The organism is Erythrobacter sp. JB1-7 (genome assembly GCF_057365015.1).
The window spans coordinates 2,525,839-2,542,298 of the sequence record NZ_CP200291.1; the positions used below are offsets into that span (position 1 = coordinate 2,525,839).

Here is a 16,460-nt window from a genome sequence, read left to right on the forward strand (position 1 = left end):
GATACATTCATGAAGTTTTTCAAAGCCCCTTTAGCGGCCGTAATGGCCGGTGTTTCTGTGCTCGGTCTTGGCATCGCTGCGGCACCTTCCGAAACAAACGCACAATCCTCCGTTCCGGTCGATGTCTGGGCTCTGCGCAGCGTCGTAAATGCAGTGCAAGTCTCTCCCGATGGCAAGCACGTGCTGGTTCACAAGATCGAAAGCCGAGAAGGCGACTATCTGCTGGAGATCTATAAGACTGATGATTTGAGCAAACCGATCCGCCGTCTCAACGCAAAGCCAATGGAAATCATAAATGCGCAGTGGGTCGGCAACAATTACATCTTTGGAACGGCTTGGCAGGTCAATCGGAGCCAAGTAAAACGTCCAGAAGCTGATATTCGGGATTATCTTGGCTACTCATACAGCTTGGAAGAAAATAAATTCAGGTCTCTTGAAGGTACATTCAGTGTGGTCAGCACACTGCCAAATGATCCAGACAACATCCTTGTTTCGGATGCCAACTCAATCCCTGATCCGACCGGCGTTGATCCCTTTGCAGCTTTTCGGCCCCGTGCATATTACAAGTTCAATCTCAAACGCGCGTCACGCTCGCTTGTTCTCAAAGGAAACAGCAAGTTTCCTCAGGTTCTGTTGTGGGACAGCGATGGCAATCCGCGCTACACGCGCACGCTGGAAAACGACAACATCCTGCGCGAATTTTATCGCAAGCCGGGGGATGGTTCCTGGACGAAATTCCAGGAAATGGATTTCGACGATCAGGACAACCTTTACCGAGTGTTGAGCGGTATTCACGGCATTGCTGGGTTTAAGGATGGCGATCCTAACACCGGCTATTTGATCGATAATCGCGACGGTGATGACAAGGCTGGACTGTATACGTTCGACTTTAACACTGGTCAGGTTGGCGAGAAGCTCTTCCAGGCTGAAAATTCCGATGTGATGGGCATTCAGACTCACTCCATTCCTGGCAATGATAAGCTGGTGGCCGCGCGCTATCCGGGGGCCAAAATGGAGCGTCACTGGTTCGACGAGGATGAAAAAGCGCTTTACGAGGCGCTCGAACAGCAAATTCCGTATGCGCACAGCATCGGCATTTCCAGCCGGTCAACTGATGGCAAGACGATGATCGTCACCAACCGCGGACCGCGTGATCCTGGTTCGTACTGGATGGTGAAAGACGGCAAGCTGGCAAAGCTTGGCAGCCGCAACCCGCTGGTGAACCCGCAGCAGCTCGCCGATGTAAGATACATCCGGTATAAAGCGCGCGATGGTCTGGAAATCCCGGCCTATGTCACAATGCCAAAGGGTGAGGGGCCGTTCCCGCTGGTGGTTCAGCACAATGGCGGGCCGCACGTTAACGGCATGGTCTCTTACGACGAGATGGGCCAGATGCTTGCCAATGCAGGCTATATGGTGCTGCACCCAGAAAACCGGATTTCAACCGGTTGGGGTCAGAAACATTTTGACGCAGGATACGGCGAACATGGCGGCAAAATGCAGGACGACAAGGATGATGGGGTGAAATACCTTATCGAACAAGGCCTTGCTGATCCCGATCGTGTGGCGTTCTTTGGCTGGTCCTATGGCGGGCAAGCGGCACTGTATTCGGTCGCTCGTGAAGAGCAATTGTATCAGTGCGCCATTGCGGTGAACGCGGTGGCGGATGCGGAAAAGCAATATATGGGCCGCCGCGATGGCGATTTGAAAGCTCTGGATGAGTGGTCAAAACGCCGAGGCATGATCGGCGTCAACCCCATCGACGAGGTGGATAAGGTCAACATCCCGCTATTGATGGTACACAGCGATAATGATCGCCGGGTGATGTATTATCACTTTAAAGACTACAAAAAGAAGTTTGAGGCTGCCGGCAAAGAGGGGCAGTTCGTGACCATCAAGGGCGCGGACCACTTCTCCAATACGCTGATGTTCAGCCATCAGCAGCAGCTTTACACCAAGATGCTCGATTATCTCGCAAATGATTGCGGGCCGGGCGGGTTGTAAGCCTGCCGGATCGCATTAGCGGCAATCAAAAAGCCCGGCCTGCGCAATCGCGCAAGCCGGGCTTTTTTGTGTCGGTATTGTCTGGCGCTGCCGAATTGGAGGATACAGACCGGTAAGCGTCAGGCCCGGCCGGCGCGTCCCGCTCGGCCTATCCTATGCGGTTGCCGCGCACGCCCTTGCGCCCGTTGATGCGGATCCAATAGGTGCCCATGCTGGCGGGCTTAAATTCAACGGACTGGCCCACCTCGGGTGCGCGGGCGCGGATTGAATTGTTCTTGAACCGCCATTTGGCGTCGCCTTCTGCAATCCAGAAATGCCATTCATTTCGGCCAACCTTGCGCACCTTGGTGATGGTGGAAGTGAGGCGTTTGGACTCTTCTTTTTCTGCCTCGGTGGAAGCCTTGAAAATGCCCTTATCGGGGATGGAATAGCCAAACAGTTTTTTGCGTGCATCGGTAATCTGTTCGGTTCCAACCACCTTGACCTCACCGTCGCTAGCGGCGCCCACCAGAGCGCCGACTTCACGATCAAAACAGGCGAGACGCTGTGCATCGTCAGAGATTGAGGTGCAGCTTTCAAGCTTATCGACGATAGGGCTGTTGTCGAGGCTGGCGGACGGATCAGAGCGATCCTGGGCCAATATCGGCGTGGCCGACATACTGACGATGCCGAACATCAGCGCGGCCTTAGAACCGGTAGCCGTCAGGACGGAAGCGATCAGATTCCCTCTGCGTTGGTAAATGATCGGGGGCTGAGCGGCCTTGTCGCCATAATTTGAGGCTAACATTCCTGACACTCTCTCAGTTGTTTCCACCCATAAAACCGGCCGCATTGTCATCGACGAATGAGCGGGAGGCTTCGTTTCCGCGCCGTTGAACAAGCGCCCATTCGCGGTTGGTCATGCAGGTGCGTTTTCGCTTTGCGCGCGAACCGATAACGGCTTCGCTTTTGCAGCGAATGTAATTCGGATCTGACTTGTCCGTGATTTTCTCGGCTTTGGGCAATTTGTTTTCGATCACTTCAATCTCGGGTTCGGGCTGAGCTGTTGGTGTGTCAGCGGTTTCGGGGACCGGTTCATCAGCGGCTTGCAGCGCAAGCATGATGGCTGCGAAAATCGTGAAAGTCATGGGCGTAAGCTCCTGTTGCGTATTTCATGAGCAATATCACGATCGCTCCTTGCGTGAAAGGCAAAGAAAAGGGGGCGAACCGTGTGGTTCGCCCCCCGTCTTTTCGTTGGTCACTTGGGACCGCTTGCTTAAGCTTAGAAGCTGAAGCGAATGGCCGCACTGTAACGACGACCCAGTGGATCGTAGGTCGACGGGTAGATGTTACCCGAGTTGAACGCGGTTGTACCAATGTTCGAACCGACCGGTGTGGGGTCATTGTCCAGAAGATTGGTCGCGGTGAGCGTGAACAACACGTTATCGATCACATCCCACTGGAACGAGAGATCGAAATAGCTCTCGGATGGGATTTGAGTGAAGTCGACTTCGCCGAATGTTGGCGACGTGCCGATGAAAGCAGAACCCTGCGCTGCAATATCAGCAGGCTCCTGCTCAACACCGGAAAGGAAGCGCCAGCGCAGCGACAACGAATAGTCGTCGAAGAAGCTGAGCGTGGTCCGCTGGTTGAATACGAACTCCGGTTGGATGGACGCGCAGTTGGTTGAGTAGAACCCAACGCAATCACGGTTCAATGAACTTGCACTACCAGCGATGGCTTGGAAGCGGTTTTCGTTGGTCCATGTACCTTGGAAGTTCAAAGCCAACGAAATGTTGTCCGTCAGATCCATGCCGTAATTGATAGCAACATCAATACCATCGGTTGCGATAGCGCCGAGGTTGGTAAGGTTTTGCAAGAGACCTGGAACTTCGTTCACAGCACCGGCAATTTCACCAGTGGTCGAGCTACGCGAGACCAGCTGACAGAATTCATTGGTGTTGAAATCTAGGTTACCACTGTCGTAGCAACCGCCGATGATATCACCGATTGCCGGTGAACCAATCGCATCTTCGATTTCAATGTTCCAGTAATCAACCGTAAGCGTCAGACCCGGCGCGAAGTCGGGCTGTGCAATGAAGCCGACCGTCCAGGTTGTAGCTTGTTCGGTGTCGAGCTGAAGGTTACCGCCTGATGTCGTGTTGATCTGCCCAGCTGGTGGCTGGTTAATCAGTCCGGCATTCACGATCGCTGCTGGTGCGCCCTGAGCAATACAAACGGCAGCAAGAGCTGCGTCTGTTGTCGGGGCTGCGCCTGCGCAAGGATCAATCGCGAGGTTGTCCAGGCCGGTTGTGACCGGGAAGAACAACTCACCAATGTTCGGTGCACGTGCCGCACGCTGGTAGTTACCGCGGATAGAGAAGCCAGATACTGGCTCCCAAGTTGCGCCAACTTTCCAAGTGAACTCGTTGCTCGACAATTCGTACTGCGAATAGCGACCGCCCAGTTCAAGCGTCAGGTTCTCTGCAAACGCGACATCTTCCAGAACAGGAATGATCAGTTCGCCGAACACGTCGAAGACGTCATATGAACCTGCGAAGTTCGGATCAGCAGCACCGCCGCCAACAACCTGACCGGATTGCGAAGCTTCATCCGCGAACTGGCTGGTTGAAAACTCGCGATATTCCGCACCAACAGCGAAGTTGACCGGAGTGTCTGCGAACAGATTGATTGGCAAGTCACCGAAGATCGAGCCTTGAACAGTAGAAATCGACGAGGTGTCGATGACTTGCTGTGTCAGGTTGAACACGAAGTCTTGCGACTCTTGGGTGCCAAGGTCGCCTTGTGCGCCGAAGAGGTCGACAGGCGCACAGCCTGCGGATGTATCAACGCACTGAATGCCGCCAGCACCATCGGGAATGGCGAGCAATGCTTGCTGGAGACGACCGAGACGAGCGAAGCCCGACTGACGCTGCAGACGCTCTGATTCACCGTAAGTAGCCGACACATCATATTGGATGCCGTCTGTGATGTCTCCACGCGCGCCAACAGCGATGTTGAAGAGTGTGGTGGTGAAGTCAGAATTACGGGTGCCGATTTCGACCGTACGACGACGGATCTGCGTGCCAAACTGAACGTAGTCAGGATTGGCTGAGCCGTCGGCCAGTGTAGGGCCAAACTGCGAGTTGCGAGCAGCGGTGAATTCTGCAGCCGTGAGACCCAATGCATCGCCAAAACGTTGTGCGATGGCGTCAGGCAATAGCGGGTTGTTCAGGTTCAACTGGTAGGTGTTAAAGAACGAACCGCCAGGCGCGATGATCGTCGAAACAGTTTGCTTCGAGAACACAGCTTGTGAATAGAGTTCAATGTTCTCATTGATCTCGTAATTCGCAGCACCGTAGATGTTGTAACGTTCAAACGGTGTTTGGAAGATGTTGAACGGGTTGAAGTTGAACGGGCCCTGGCCGCTGTTCACACCTTCGGTAATGTCCGTACCATCGTTGTTGATCTGACCCGTGACGGTGCCGAAAGGCACGCCGGCAAAGGTAGTGCCAGCCGGGCAGTCAGCTTCGTCCATGAATGCCATCATGTCGCACACGGTGGCTGGGTTGGTCGGGCCGGTGAACACGAAGTTACCTGGTACCGAGTTGGACGAACCACCGGGGTTGCCGCTGAAAGAGCTGACGTTGAAGACTGAGAAGTCGCGGTCGCCCTGAAACACGGCTTCTTGGTTTTGGTAGCCAACGCTAAGAACAGCGTTGCCGCGGCCATCATCGAAGTTTGCACCGATGGTCAATTCAGCGCGGAAGATATCGCCGTCACCTTGTTCGGTGATGGTGTTGCTAACGTCAGCCTGGACGCCAGCGAAATCTTTCTTGGTGATGAAGTTGACAACACCGGACACCGCATCAGCACCATAGGTCGTGGTAGCACCACCTGTGAGGATGTCAGTACGCTCAATCACGGCGAGAGGGATGTTGTTCAAATCGACGCGGCCGGTTTCATCAGCCGGGACAAAACGGCGCCCGTCAAGCAGAACGAGGTTGCGAACCGAGCCAATACCGCGAAGGTTGACGAAAGATGCACCGCCATTGCCGTTGTTAACGGCAGAACCGATGCTTGGGATCGCACCAGGAAGTTCTCGCAGAAACTGTTCGGCAGTGGCAGTCTGACGCAGGGTCAGTTCTTCTTCGCCAATCGCCGCGACTGGGCTCGACAGTACGAGGTTGGGGTCGGTAACGCGCGAACCAGTCACGATAATAGCGTCAGCTTCTACCGTTTCTTCTTCCGCAACATCGGCATCCTGAGCGAAACCCGGCGTTGCAGCGAGCGCGAGGCCCACGGCAAGCGAGCCAGCGCTCAGTCGCAATTGTGTGGTCTTTTTCATTGGTTATGTACCCTTAGTTATGGTGATCAGCCAACCGCCTTTTTCAAACGACATGCCTGACTCATATTTGGCAACAGTCCAGGCCAGTCTGTAAAAACCAGCTTTGAATCACTGCCTGCTCCGGGACAATTTTTGATCAATCCTCCACGCGAGGCGCGCGAAGATACTGACCAAACCCTTGTCTCTGAGGCTCAAATGGAGAGTTTCGGGGGGCAAGGAAAGCGATCTGGTGCAATTCTGCAAAAATCGAAATGCCGTGTAGCTTGATTGCAACACTGTAAAATCAGCGAATTTCAAAACTTCGCATTTCCTAGGGGGAACAGGCTGGCAGGTGATGCAAAGTTACCGATTTGTAAAACTGGGGCATTTTTTTGAATTTGGTTAATTGGCGGCTTTTGGGCCCTCGTTTGAAGGGGTTTGGCGATTCTATTCGGCCGATGTTACGTCAAAGGCGATGGTCATCCGCTCTGCCGGGTTGCGGAAGGTAAAGGGGCGGGTGCCGTGATAGAGGGTCGAGGGGAACAGCGCGAGGTGGCCTTTTTGCGGCTTGATCGCAGTGACAGGTGCCAGATTGCAGCTCAGATCAGATGGCGGGCGGCCCAGTTCGAGCCAGCCCTGATGGCTGGTATCATCTGAAACAGCTTGTGGGACGCTCACGTAAAGCGCGCTCGAAATGATCCCCGCCGGATGGATATGTGCGGCGTGATGATCGCCCGCCGGATTGCTCGCGCTATCCGATATCAGGCGCACCGACCATGATCCCGCCAGCGCCCATTCCCGTCCATGATGGCGCAGCAGCGGGTGATGCGCGTCGGGGGCGGGCAGATCGCGGCGATATTCGGTCAGCGTTGCATCAATCGCGCGGTGCAGTTCTGCCAGCACCTTTTCGTGCCGGTGAAACAGGATGCCGCGCGTTTGTGTGCCCCCGCGCAGCGATTGGCCAAGCGGCATAGCGCTGGTTTGGTGAAGCGCGCGCAGGGTTTCGGCCGCGTCATCGATCAAGCCTGCGCGCGCAGACAAGGGGCGCATTTGCACAAGTCCCGGTTGTTCGTGAAGCCATGCTGCACGTTCATCTCCGGTCATCCGCCAGATGATGCCGCGCAAAGCCCAGGCCGCAATGCTCCAGGGAGCTTTCGCGATGATTTCTTCGAGCAGCGCCTGCGCCCGAGACCAATCGGCTGCGCGGATGCGGTGGCGCGCTTCGTGGAGGAGGCGGGAGGGGGAGTGTTCTTTCAGGCCCGCAAAGATCGTCTCGGCCCTGTCCCATTGCCCCACAGCGCCGGCATTGGCGGCTTCGAGTAAAGCGAAATGGGGTTCGCCCGGGAACCGGGCGCGCGCCTCTTTTGCGATATCGGCGGCTTTGGCGGCGTGATCGAGCCCGGCGAGCGCATCCACATGCGCGGCCGCAATATTGGGATCGCGCGGCTGGGCAAGCGCGGCATCTGAAAAGGGGCTGGCATAATCGGCATGCCCCTGTGCCAGCAGCAATCCAGAGAGAAATTCCAACGCCTCGATAAAGCCGGGCGCTTGCCCTGCCAGCTGGCGCGCAATCGTGATCGCGGCTGCCCTGCCGCCTGCCACATCAAGCGCCTGCGCTTTGCCAAGCCACAGATCGCCATCACCGGGCCGCTGTTTGAGCGCTGCATCGAACCGCGCGGCTGCATCCGCTTCGCCGCGCGCCAGCGCCAGCCGCGCGCGTTCATGCAGGGCAGTGGCATGGGTGGGCGCTGTATCAAGCACATTGTCCAATTGCCGCTGCGCTGCGGTCACATCGCCTGCCAGTCTCAGCACCTTTGCTGCGCGAACGGCCTCGTCATATTCGCGCATCAGACGTGGCCGAGCATTGGGCCGCGCATTTGGCGGCGATTTCGGCGGTGGGGCTCCAGACATATCCGTTTTTCCCTTCTCGCCGCATACAAAAGCCCGCATGCCGTAGCGTGACGATGCACGCCATGCCAGAACCTCATTTTTGAGCGGTTGATTCCCACCTCTCCCTCCCATAGGCAAGGCCCAAACAAAACGTTTACGTAAACGGGAAGGGACATTTCATCATGACAACAGCCTATATCGTTGAGGCGGTCCGCACCGCTGGCGGAAAGCGCGGAGGGCGTCTGGCCGGCGTGCATCCGGTGGACCTTTTGGCGCGCTCGCTTGACGCGGTAGTCGAACGCAGCGGCGTTGACCCGGAAGCGGTGGACGATGTGGTTACGGGCTGCGTCAGCCAGGCGGGCGAGCAGGCAGGTCAGGTCGGGCGCATGGGCGTGCTCGCTTCCAAACTGCTCCCCCAATCCACGCCTGCCGTTTCGATTGACCGGCAATGCGGATCTTCGCAGCAAGCCATCCAGTTCGCCGCGCAAGCCGTGATGAGCGGCACCCAGGACGTGGTGATCGCCAGCGGCGTGGAAAGCATGACGCGGGTACCGATGGGCTCAAACATGACGCTGCACATGAAAGAAGGGCTGGGCAATTACATGTCACCCGGCGTGATGGAGAAATACCCGAACGTCCAGTTCAGCCAGTTCATGGGCGCAGAAATGATCGCGCAAAAACATGGCTTTTCCAAAGATGAGCTTGATGCCTTTGCCTATGAAAGCCACCGCCGCGCCATCGCCGCGACCGAAGCGGGCGCGTTTGAAAATGAGATTGTTCCCATTGCCATCGAAACTCCCGAAGGCGATGACACACACACAGTCGATGAAGGCATCCGCTTTGATGCCAGCCCCGAAGGGATTGCTGGCGTAAAGCTGCTTTCACCCGAAGGCCGCATCACCGCCGCGTCTGCCAGCCAGATCTGCGATGGATCATCGGCGGTGCTGGTGGTGTCAGAAGAGGCTCTCAAACGCCACAATCTTACTCCCATAGCGCGAATTCACAATCTGACGGTGACCGCAGGCGATCCGGTTATCATGCTGGAAGAACCTTTGTTCGCAACCGACAAGGCGCTGGCGCGGGCAGGGCTCAAAATCGGCGATATCGACCTTTATGAAGTGAACGAAGCGTTTGCCCCTGTGCCGATGGCATGGCTCAAACATACAGGCGCTGATCCGGACAAGCTCAATGTGCATGGCGGCGCGATTGCGCTGGGCCATCCGCTGGGCGCATCGGGCACGAAATTGATGGCGACGCTTGTGCATGGCCTGAAACGCCACGGCAAGAAATACGGCCTGCAAACCATGTGCGAAGGCGGCGGCGTTGCCAATGTCACGATTGTAGAGAGCGTTTAAGAGTTAATCGAACCTGTTCCCGGCGTGGGCCGGGATAACGAATTGAGAGGAATGAAAACAATGGAAGTATCTGCAAATACCCCCGCCGTTGTAACCGGCGGCGCATCAGGCCTTGGCGCGGCAACAGCGCGCGCCATCGCTGCCAAAGGCGCAAAAGTCGCGATCTTTGATATGAATGAGGAAAAGGGCGAAGCCATAGCGGCTGAGCTTGGCGGTGTGTTCTGCAAAGTGAATGTCACCAGCGACGATGATGTGGATGCAGGCTTTGCCAAAGCGCGCGAGGCCCACGGTCAGGAACGCATTCTGGTAAACTGCGCCGGGATCGGCAATGCGATCAAAACCGCCAGCCGCGACAAGCAAACGGGCGAGATCAAGCATTTCCCCATTAGCGCTTTTGACTTTGTCATTCAGGTCAATCTGATCGGCACTTTCCGCTGCATTGCGAAATCAGCCGCAGGCATGATGAGCCTTGACCCGATGAGCGATGAAGGCGCGCGCGGCGCCATCGTCAACACCGCCAGCGTCGCTGCCGAAGATGGGCAGATGGGCCAGGCTGCTTACTCTGCTTCCAAAGGCGGCGTTGTCGGCATGACGTTGCCGATTGCGCGCGATCTGATGCGCGAAGGGATCCGGGTGAACACCATTCTGCCTGGCATTTTCAACACGCCTTTGATGAACGCTGCCCCGCCGCAAGTGAAAGAAGCGCTCGCAGCCAGCGTTCCGTTTCCCAAGCGTTTGGGCAACCCCGAAGAATACGCAAATCTTGCCATGTGCATGATCGAAACCGGCTACATGAACGGCGAAGACGTGCGGCTGGACGGCGCAATCCGAATGGCGCCGCGTTAAGGGCTCTTTTTACAAGCTTACGAGAATGATCGCCGCTCGCGCTTTCGGGTTCGGGCGGCGATTTTCGTTGGGGAGGGGCAAGTTATGCAGTCTCGATATGCCGCAATCTGGGTGGCTAAATGCAGACAATCACGTGTTTGACGCGCCCATTGTCTCTTCCAGCTCAAGACGGATATGTCCGAGTGTTGCGGCCAGCTGCGCCCACTGCGCCTCGCTTACATAGTCGGCATAGCGCGCAATCAAATCCAGTTGCACGCTTATACCTTGCGCGCGCATTTCTCTTCCCTGTTGAGTGATGGCAATACGCTTTTGCCGACCATCTTCCGGGCACTGTGACACTGCGACAAGATTTTTACTTTCGAGTTTTTCGGCGGTTGAGCTCATCGTAGCCCGCGTCACTCTGAAAGCTGCAGCGACTTCACTCAGGGTTTCATCAAGGCCAAGCCGTACAAGGCGATTGAGCACGCCGAATTGGGCCGTGGTAATCCCCGCTGGCAAATGACGAGCGAAAAGCACATCAGTAAGATGAGCAATGATGGAGATTTCCATCAAGGCCTGGACTGAATTTTCATCAAGGACTGCTGGTTCTTCAGGCATTGGTCTTTAGCTTCTTTGTAATTGGCCATCGCGGCGATGGCGAGGGCATGTCGCCATAGCCAAGTCGGAAAAGGCCCTGAACGCGCGCTGGTGGCTCGACGCCGAGTTCTGCGTGGATCTGAGCGAATGGCGTTTTCATTTCGGGGTATTCTTGAAGCGCTTGACTGGCGGGATGGAAACCGATGCCCATCGCGCTTGCCTGCTGGTTTAAGCGCACCCATTGCCTGCCTGCGGCCAGTTGATCCAGCCGATCATTCGCATCGCTTGCCAGCCACGCATATGTCGGCGTCGCATCGAGCAATCCTGCATAAAATGCATGCGCTTGCTCGAAGGCAAAGCTGTCTTGCCGGGCAAGGTTCGAGCGCGACATCAGACCGGCAAGCGAGATCGCCTCGATCAATGGGCCTGACAAAGAAATGCCATCGGGTTGTTCATTGACTTGTGCAGCACCTATTCGTGTGAGCCTGGTGCTTTCGGCATGCGTATGGGGCGTATTGGTTTCAATTGACCAGGCGGCCTGATTGATCTCGGTGATACGGGCTACACGTGCCGGCTCACTGGTTGCGCCAAAGAGACTGGCCTTTTCGATGGAGCCTGCAAGCTGAGCCAGATCCTCTTCGGTTATCGGGCGATCCAGGTCGAAGGGCTGGCGCGTGGTGCGTCTGGTTCCAATAGTCTGAAAAAGCGGGTCTACAGGCCCCTCTTTTGGCTCTAGGCGGATGGCCGCGATTGGTCGATTGTCGAGCCTGTCAGGATTGCTGCCATCGGGGAATGGATCGATTTGTGCGGCCATGCCGATTGCGCTGGCAGCTTGAGAAAGCAATTCGAGAAACGCACCATACCCGATAGTGATTTGACGATTGGGCGGATCAGTTTGCGGCAGAAACCGCGCCGTATCGGGGTGCAGGATGATCGTATCGGACTGGGCAAATTCGACCAGCCAAGGCTGCTGATTATGAGGGTTGGGCGCAAGGATAGCGTGCGACAAGACATGCATGCGAGGATCATCAAATCTCTTGTCAATCGCACCCCAAGGATCGCGAGCTGCGGCGATATCTCGGCTGCTTACCCAAGCGCCTGTGCCGATCAACAGGCAGGCAGCAGCGCCGCCTGCGCCTATGAGAAATTGTCGACGTTTCATGATCGCCTCATATAGTTAGATATCTAACTATTATGTGAAACATGAATTGTGTCAAGGAGGGAAGTGCTTTCGCACGTTCTATCCGATTGCCTCAACCAGTCTCACGAAAGCCGATAGGAACACGACTAACGTGTGAACCGGCGGTACGCCGACGGGGTGGTCCCAAATGTCTTTCGAAACGCCGCTGTGAAATGTGATTGATTGCCGAACCCCACGGCAAGCGCGATTTCGACCAATGACCACTGCGTGTTGCGCAGCAAACGCTTGGCTTCCTTGAGCCGCTCTTCGGAAAGGTATTTGTACGGAGAAGACCCGGTCGCTGATTGAAACTGGCGCGAAAATTCTGCCGCGCTTAGGCCGCACAATTTAGCAAGTTCCTCCACTTTGATTGGCCTATCGAGGCGTCTTGAAATGTAGTCTTCCACGCTTTGTAATCGAGCAGCGGACAAGGTCCGATTGTCAGCATCAGATGGCTGAGAGATCCCTTTGCTGTTGAGCGTATGCTCAGTCTGAGAGAAATTCGCCAAAGCCACATTGATAAGCGCATCGACTGATTTCTCGTCAAAGGGTTTGACCAGATAGCCATTGGGCCTGACGATTGATGCTCTCATCACTGTTTCGTGATCGGCGTGGCTCGTGATGAATGCCAGCGCCAGGGAATGTTCTTCGCGCAATTCGCCAGCGACCGCGACCCCATCCCGGTCGCCGTCAATATGGATATCCAGCAAGGCCAGATCAGGCTTTGCCTCCTCGATCAGGATGATGGCTTCGGAAAAGCTGTGTCCCACACCTGCGACTTGATGGCCCAGCGCTTCAACGATTGACGCCAGATCTCGCGCAATAATGCGGTCATTTTCAACAATGAGTATGTTGGCCATCTGGCAATGATATCCCCGAACAATTGCCGCACACCGTCAAATCTTGCGACTCGCGTCACCGATTTTGGCGAAAAATTGCAGCCTTTGTCCCATCTAGCGCAGGATTTGAATAAAATCACACCTGAATGGAAATACCAGCATGGGCCAGCCAGCTATTCATCCTCCAGCGGCCCGAAACAACGGTACGCATTAGGAGGGCCAAATGGCACAAGCATTGGCATATCGACACGCTCAGCAGGCAATGATTGTTGTCGATGACGTTGTCGAACGGATCAAACCGCAGAAACTTGAGTCGGCACAGGATGCCCAGGTAAGGGATCAGCTTCGCTGGGAACTCGTGCGCTCAATCGATGTGGCGACAATCTGCGGTGATCCAAAGCATTGGCGCGGGCTGGCAACCCGCGCTGCGATGGGAGACCGTCCGGCATACATCCAATTGCTGACTGACTTTGGCACATTTCTTCAGCTGTTCTTTGATCGTTTGATGCCTGAGCTTTATGCCAAGCGAATGGTCGATGAGACGCTGATTACAGTCGATCGGAAATTTGCCACCTGTAACCCGGCAAAGGGAATTCTCCCATGGCTGTTGGCGATCGCGCGCTACCGCGCCGCCCACCCCATCTGCGAGGAGAACTTTGCTTGGTAATAGTGCAATAACCTTTCTGCTTGCGTGTCCGATCTCACCCCCTCTGTGACACGCACTGGCGCCCGGAAGCTGCTCTCCCCCCGACACCCAGCTTTCCGGGCGCCCTCTTTTTGCAGATTGGTTGTAGAATTTCAGGCTGCTGGCAACCGGTCATGGGCTTTCAATTTCGTAAGCAATCCTTTGGCCGGGCAGCGCTGATTGACGAATGCGGCTTCCAAATATTTCCTTTTCCTGCGACTAAAGCACCCAGTTGGAGGCTGGTGACAAATCTGGACCCGCATACTCATATTGACTTTTCTAGTGGCCGGCGCCGCACTGTTTGCACCGCCCAGCGCGGCGCAAACAGATAGGGAGGCGGCGGAAAATGCTTGTGATCGCTTGCTGGATCCCATGTCCAGCAAGGCTCGGCGCAATCAGGCTTTAGTGTCTGTTTGCATTAGGCAGGCAGCTGCGATGACATCACGTGAGCAACTGCATTTTGCGACGCGCTATGCGCGGTTTGGATACACTTTCCTCGATAAAAGCGCTCGTGACAGTCTCAAGCCGAAAGTGTCGCCAAAAGCGTTCCTGCGGCTGAGCGCTGCATCTATCTGGCAGGAAGCCAAGGACAATGTCGATGGCGTCCGCGCCGAGGTGCGCGATCTGGCTAAGCAGGCTGACACGCAAAATGACGTGACGGCCCTTGCCGCTATTCGCCGTGCGCAAGCCTACATTGCGATGCATGATGGCAATGATGACCTTATGAAAGACCGTCTTAATCAGGGGCTTGCCCTTGCTGAAGCAGAGGATTTGCCAGGCATCAAATCTGGTGTTCTCTCTCTTCTGGGAGTGCATGCGTATCGGCAGGGAAATCGGCAATTGGCTTTGGAGCGAAACTATCAATCCCTGGCCGGATATATGAAAGCTGGTTGGCCTGACGCCGCTTCGCTGCCTTGTGAGAATATTGGATTGCTCAGACCATTGGCCGAAAATGCGTCGGAAAAAGCCATCGCTGCCGAGATCGCTGAAGCGGAGAATTCGAACAGTCCTGTGCAGGCTTGCTTGAACTTCGCCGCCTCGCAAGTCGTCAAATCTCGAACCGAGGACCGGGTTGCCTATTTGAGTAAGTCTCTGGAGCTGGCACGATTGCAAGGCTTCGTCCAGATGGAAGCCCGGCTGCTCGATAAATTGGGCGACAATGCTGTGGAAACGCTCGATTATGGTCAAGCGCTTGAATATTATGAAAAAGCTCTGGCGCTCAATGAAGAGTATGACCGGCATGCCTTAAAGCCGCCCTCCTACAGCCGGATTGGCATTGTCTATTACAATTTGGGCGATGGTGACCGCGCTATTGAGTATTACGAGACTGGTCTTGAAATTTTGGAGAAATACGATCCGTCGGACATGTCGATCAAAGGCACTTTGTTAGCCAATGTCGGCGAAGCGCATGTTAAGGAAGGCAGAGCCGAAGAGGCTATCTATTTCTTGGAACTTGGCAAAGAGGTCTACGCCAAGTCCGGACAGCAACGCAGCCTTGCCTTTCTCGACCGGCGCCATGCAGAAGCTTTGTACACGCTGGGACAATCGCAACAGGCCCTGAAAATGGCCGAGAAATCGGCTCGAGGCTTCCTTGAAAGCGACCTCGACACAGAAGCTGGAGCCACTCTCAGCTGGCTCGCTGCTCGGTATCTTGAAATGGGTGATTTCGATGAGGCCGAAGTCACTCTCAAGCGTGCACAGCAGCTTGTTGATCCTGAAAATCGCGGACCGTCCTATTTGCTAACACTAGAAACGAGCGCTTTTTGGCGGATGGACTATGCCCGGGGCATGGCGCAAATGCTCGCTCGGCTTGGCAAAGCTGATGAAGCTTGGCTCTATTCCGAAATGGCATTGGAGCTCAGTGAGCAACGCTTTGAATCGGACAGATTGGAAAGGCTTGCCAATGCTGATGTGCTGATAAAACTGCGTGATCGCGACAGGGATGTGGAGTTTATGCGCCAAGAGGCGCTGGTTTCGGACCTCCGGTTGGATCAGTCGCAAAGCCGAATGATATTGAGCGCTTTGGCTGCTGTAATTGCCTTGTTGCTTTCTATCTTATTGTTCTGGTTTTATCGCACTCAGCGCAAACTGGCTCACACGAAAGACGTATTTCTTTCTGAGATTCACCACCGCACAAAGAACAATCTGCAAGTTCTATCGAGCCTTCTGAGCCTTGATGCGCGCCGCAGCCGCCATGCTGACAAAAGCAAAGTGGCAACCCAGGATGCCGCCAATCGCGCTCGCACCATGGCGCTGGTTCATGATCACATTTACCATCATGAGCTGGGCGAAGACAGGCAAACTGATCTGAACGCCTTTGTTCAGGATCTGCTCAAGCTTTTGGAAGAGAGCCTTGGCCGCAAAGAGATTTCGCTCACTGGAAAATTCAATGCACCGCCAGTCGACGTTGACCGTGTAACCCCGCTGGGCTTGATTGTGGCAGAACTGGTTTCCAATGCCTTCAAATACGCCTTTGACGATGGGAAGGGTGTCATTGATGTCACTTTGAGCGATGACAATGGCAATCTTCTTTTGCTCGTCAATGACGACGGCGCTGGATTTGAACCTGAACTGGCGATGCGCAAGTCTGGGTCGCTTGGACTATCCTTGGTTCACGACCTGGCGTCTCAGATCGAAGCGAACATTGAAGTCACAAGTAGCGAGCGGGGCACCAGCTGGCGGCTCATCTTGGATCCGCGACCGGGCCATTGATCAGCGTAGTGCGATTGGCCGAGGGATCTCTGAAAGCGGTTTGAACGCCGTCATCGTGCCTTTTCGT

Annotated in this window: 12 protein-coding genes; 5 read left to right on the top strand and 7 right to left on the bottom strand. The window is 55.4% G+C overall.

Annotated features, from left to right (window positions below):
* Positions 1–9: 9 nt before the first annotated feature.
* On the top strand, positions 10–2,004 hold the full coding sequence (locus tag AC0V6W_RS12245; RefSeq protein ID WP_486150362.1) for an alpha/beta hydrolase family protein: 1,995 nt from the start codon (positions 10–12) through the stop codon (positions 2,002–2,004).
* A gap of 148 nt (positions 2,005–2,152) precedes the next feature.
* Here the strand turns inward: AC0V6W_RS12245 and AC0V6W_RS12250 are convergent, their stop codons facing one another.
* From AC0V6W_RS12250 to AC0V6W_RS12265, 4 genes are all read right to left on the bottom strand, one after another.
* Positions 2,153–2,818: a hypothetical protein gene (locus AC0V6W_RS12250; RefSeq protein WP_486150364.1), complete on the bottom strand. Its 666-nt coding sequence runs from the start codon at positions 2,816–2,818 to the stop codon at positions 2,153–2,155.
* Entirely contained in the window at positions 2,805–3,131 is a 327-nt protein-coding gene (locus AC0V6W_RS12255) for a hypothetical protein (RefSeq protein WP_486150366.1), read from the bottom strand. Before AC0V6W_RS12255 ends, AC0V6W_RS12250 begins: the two co-directional genes overlap by 14 nt.
* A gap of 134 nt (positions 3,132–3,265) precedes the next feature.
* The gene (locus AC0V6W_RS12260; RefSeq protein ID WP_486150368.1) at positions 3,266–6,331 is read right to left on the bottom strand and encodes a TonB-dependent receptor plug domain-containing protein; all 3,066 of its coding nucleotides are present in this window, start codon (positions 6,329–6,331) and stop codon (positions 3,266–3,268) included.
* A 426-nt stretch (positions 6,332–6,757) separates the two neighbouring features.
* Entirely contained in the window at positions 6,758–8,221 is a 1,464-nt protein-coding gene (locus AC0V6W_RS12265; RefSeq protein WP_486150370.1) for a 2OG-Fe(II) oxygenase family protein, read from the bottom strand.
* Between the two features lie 161 nt (positions 8,222–8,382).
* Between AC0V6W_RS12265 and AC0V6W_RS12270 the strand changes: the two genes are divergently transcribed.
* Both AC0V6W_RS12270 and AC0V6W_RS12275 read left to right on the top strand, forming a co-directional pair.
* Entirely contained in the window at positions 8,383–9,555 is a 1,173-nt protein-coding gene (locus AC0V6W_RS12270) for an acetyl-CoA C-acetyltransferase (protein ID WP_486150372.1), read from the top strand.
* Positions 9,556–9,615: 60 nt separating this feature from the next.
* Positions 9,616–10,401 carry an SDR family NAD(P)-dependent oxidoreductase gene (locus AC0V6W_RS12275; RefSeq protein WP_486150374.1) on the top strand — a complete coding sequence of 262 codons (786 nt, stop codon included), beginning with the start codon at positions 9,616–9,618 and terminating at the stop codon, positions 10,399–10,401.
* A 129-nt stretch (positions 10,402–10,530) separates the two neighbouring features.
* Here AC0V6W_RS12275 and AC0V6W_RS12280 read toward each other — a convergent pair whose 3' ends face one another.
* The 3 genes from AC0V6W_RS12280 to AC0V6W_RS12290 form a co-directional block, all read right to left on the bottom strand.
* The gene (locus AC0V6W_RS12280) at positions 10,531–10,998 is read right to left on the bottom strand and encodes a MarR family winged helix-turn-helix transcriptional regulator (protein ID WP_486150376.1); all 468 of its coding nucleotides are present in this window, start codon (positions 10,996–10,998) and stop codon (positions 10,531–10,533) included.
* The gene (locus AC0V6W_RS12285; protein ID WP_486150378.1) at positions 10,991–12,139 is read right to left on the bottom strand and encodes an Acg family FMN-binding oxidoreductase; all 1,149 of its coding nucleotides are present in this window, start codon (positions 12,137–12,139) and stop codon (positions 10,991–10,993) included. The genes AC0V6W_RS12280 and AC0V6W_RS12285 overlap by 8 nt, the downstream gene beginning before the upstream one ends.
* 125 nt (positions 12,140–12,264) lie before the next feature.
* On the bottom strand, positions 12,265–13,017 hold the full coding sequence (locus tag AC0V6W_RS12290; RefSeq protein WP_486150380.1) for a helix-turn-helix domain-containing protein: 753 nt from the start codon (positions 13,015–13,017) through the stop codon (positions 12,265–12,267).
* Between the two features lie 202 nt (positions 13,018–13,219).
* On the opposite strand from AC0V6W_RS12290, the gene AC0V6W_RS12295 reads away from it, so the two are divergent.
* Both AC0V6W_RS12295 and AC0V6W_RS12300 read left to right on the top strand, forming a co-directional pair.
* Entirely contained in the window at positions 13,220–13,663 is a 444-nt protein-coding gene (locus tag AC0V6W_RS12295) for a hypothetical protein (RefSeq protein WP_486150382.1), read from the top strand.
* A gap of 453 nt (positions 13,664–14,116) precedes the next feature.
* Positions 14,117–16,393, top strand: a complete 2,277-nt coding sequence (locus AC0V6W_RS12300; RefSeq protein ID WP_486150384.1) for a sensor histidine kinase — start codon at positions 14,117–14,119, stop codon at positions 16,391–16,393.
* The last annotated feature ends 67 nt before the right edge of the window (positions 16,394–16,460 follow it).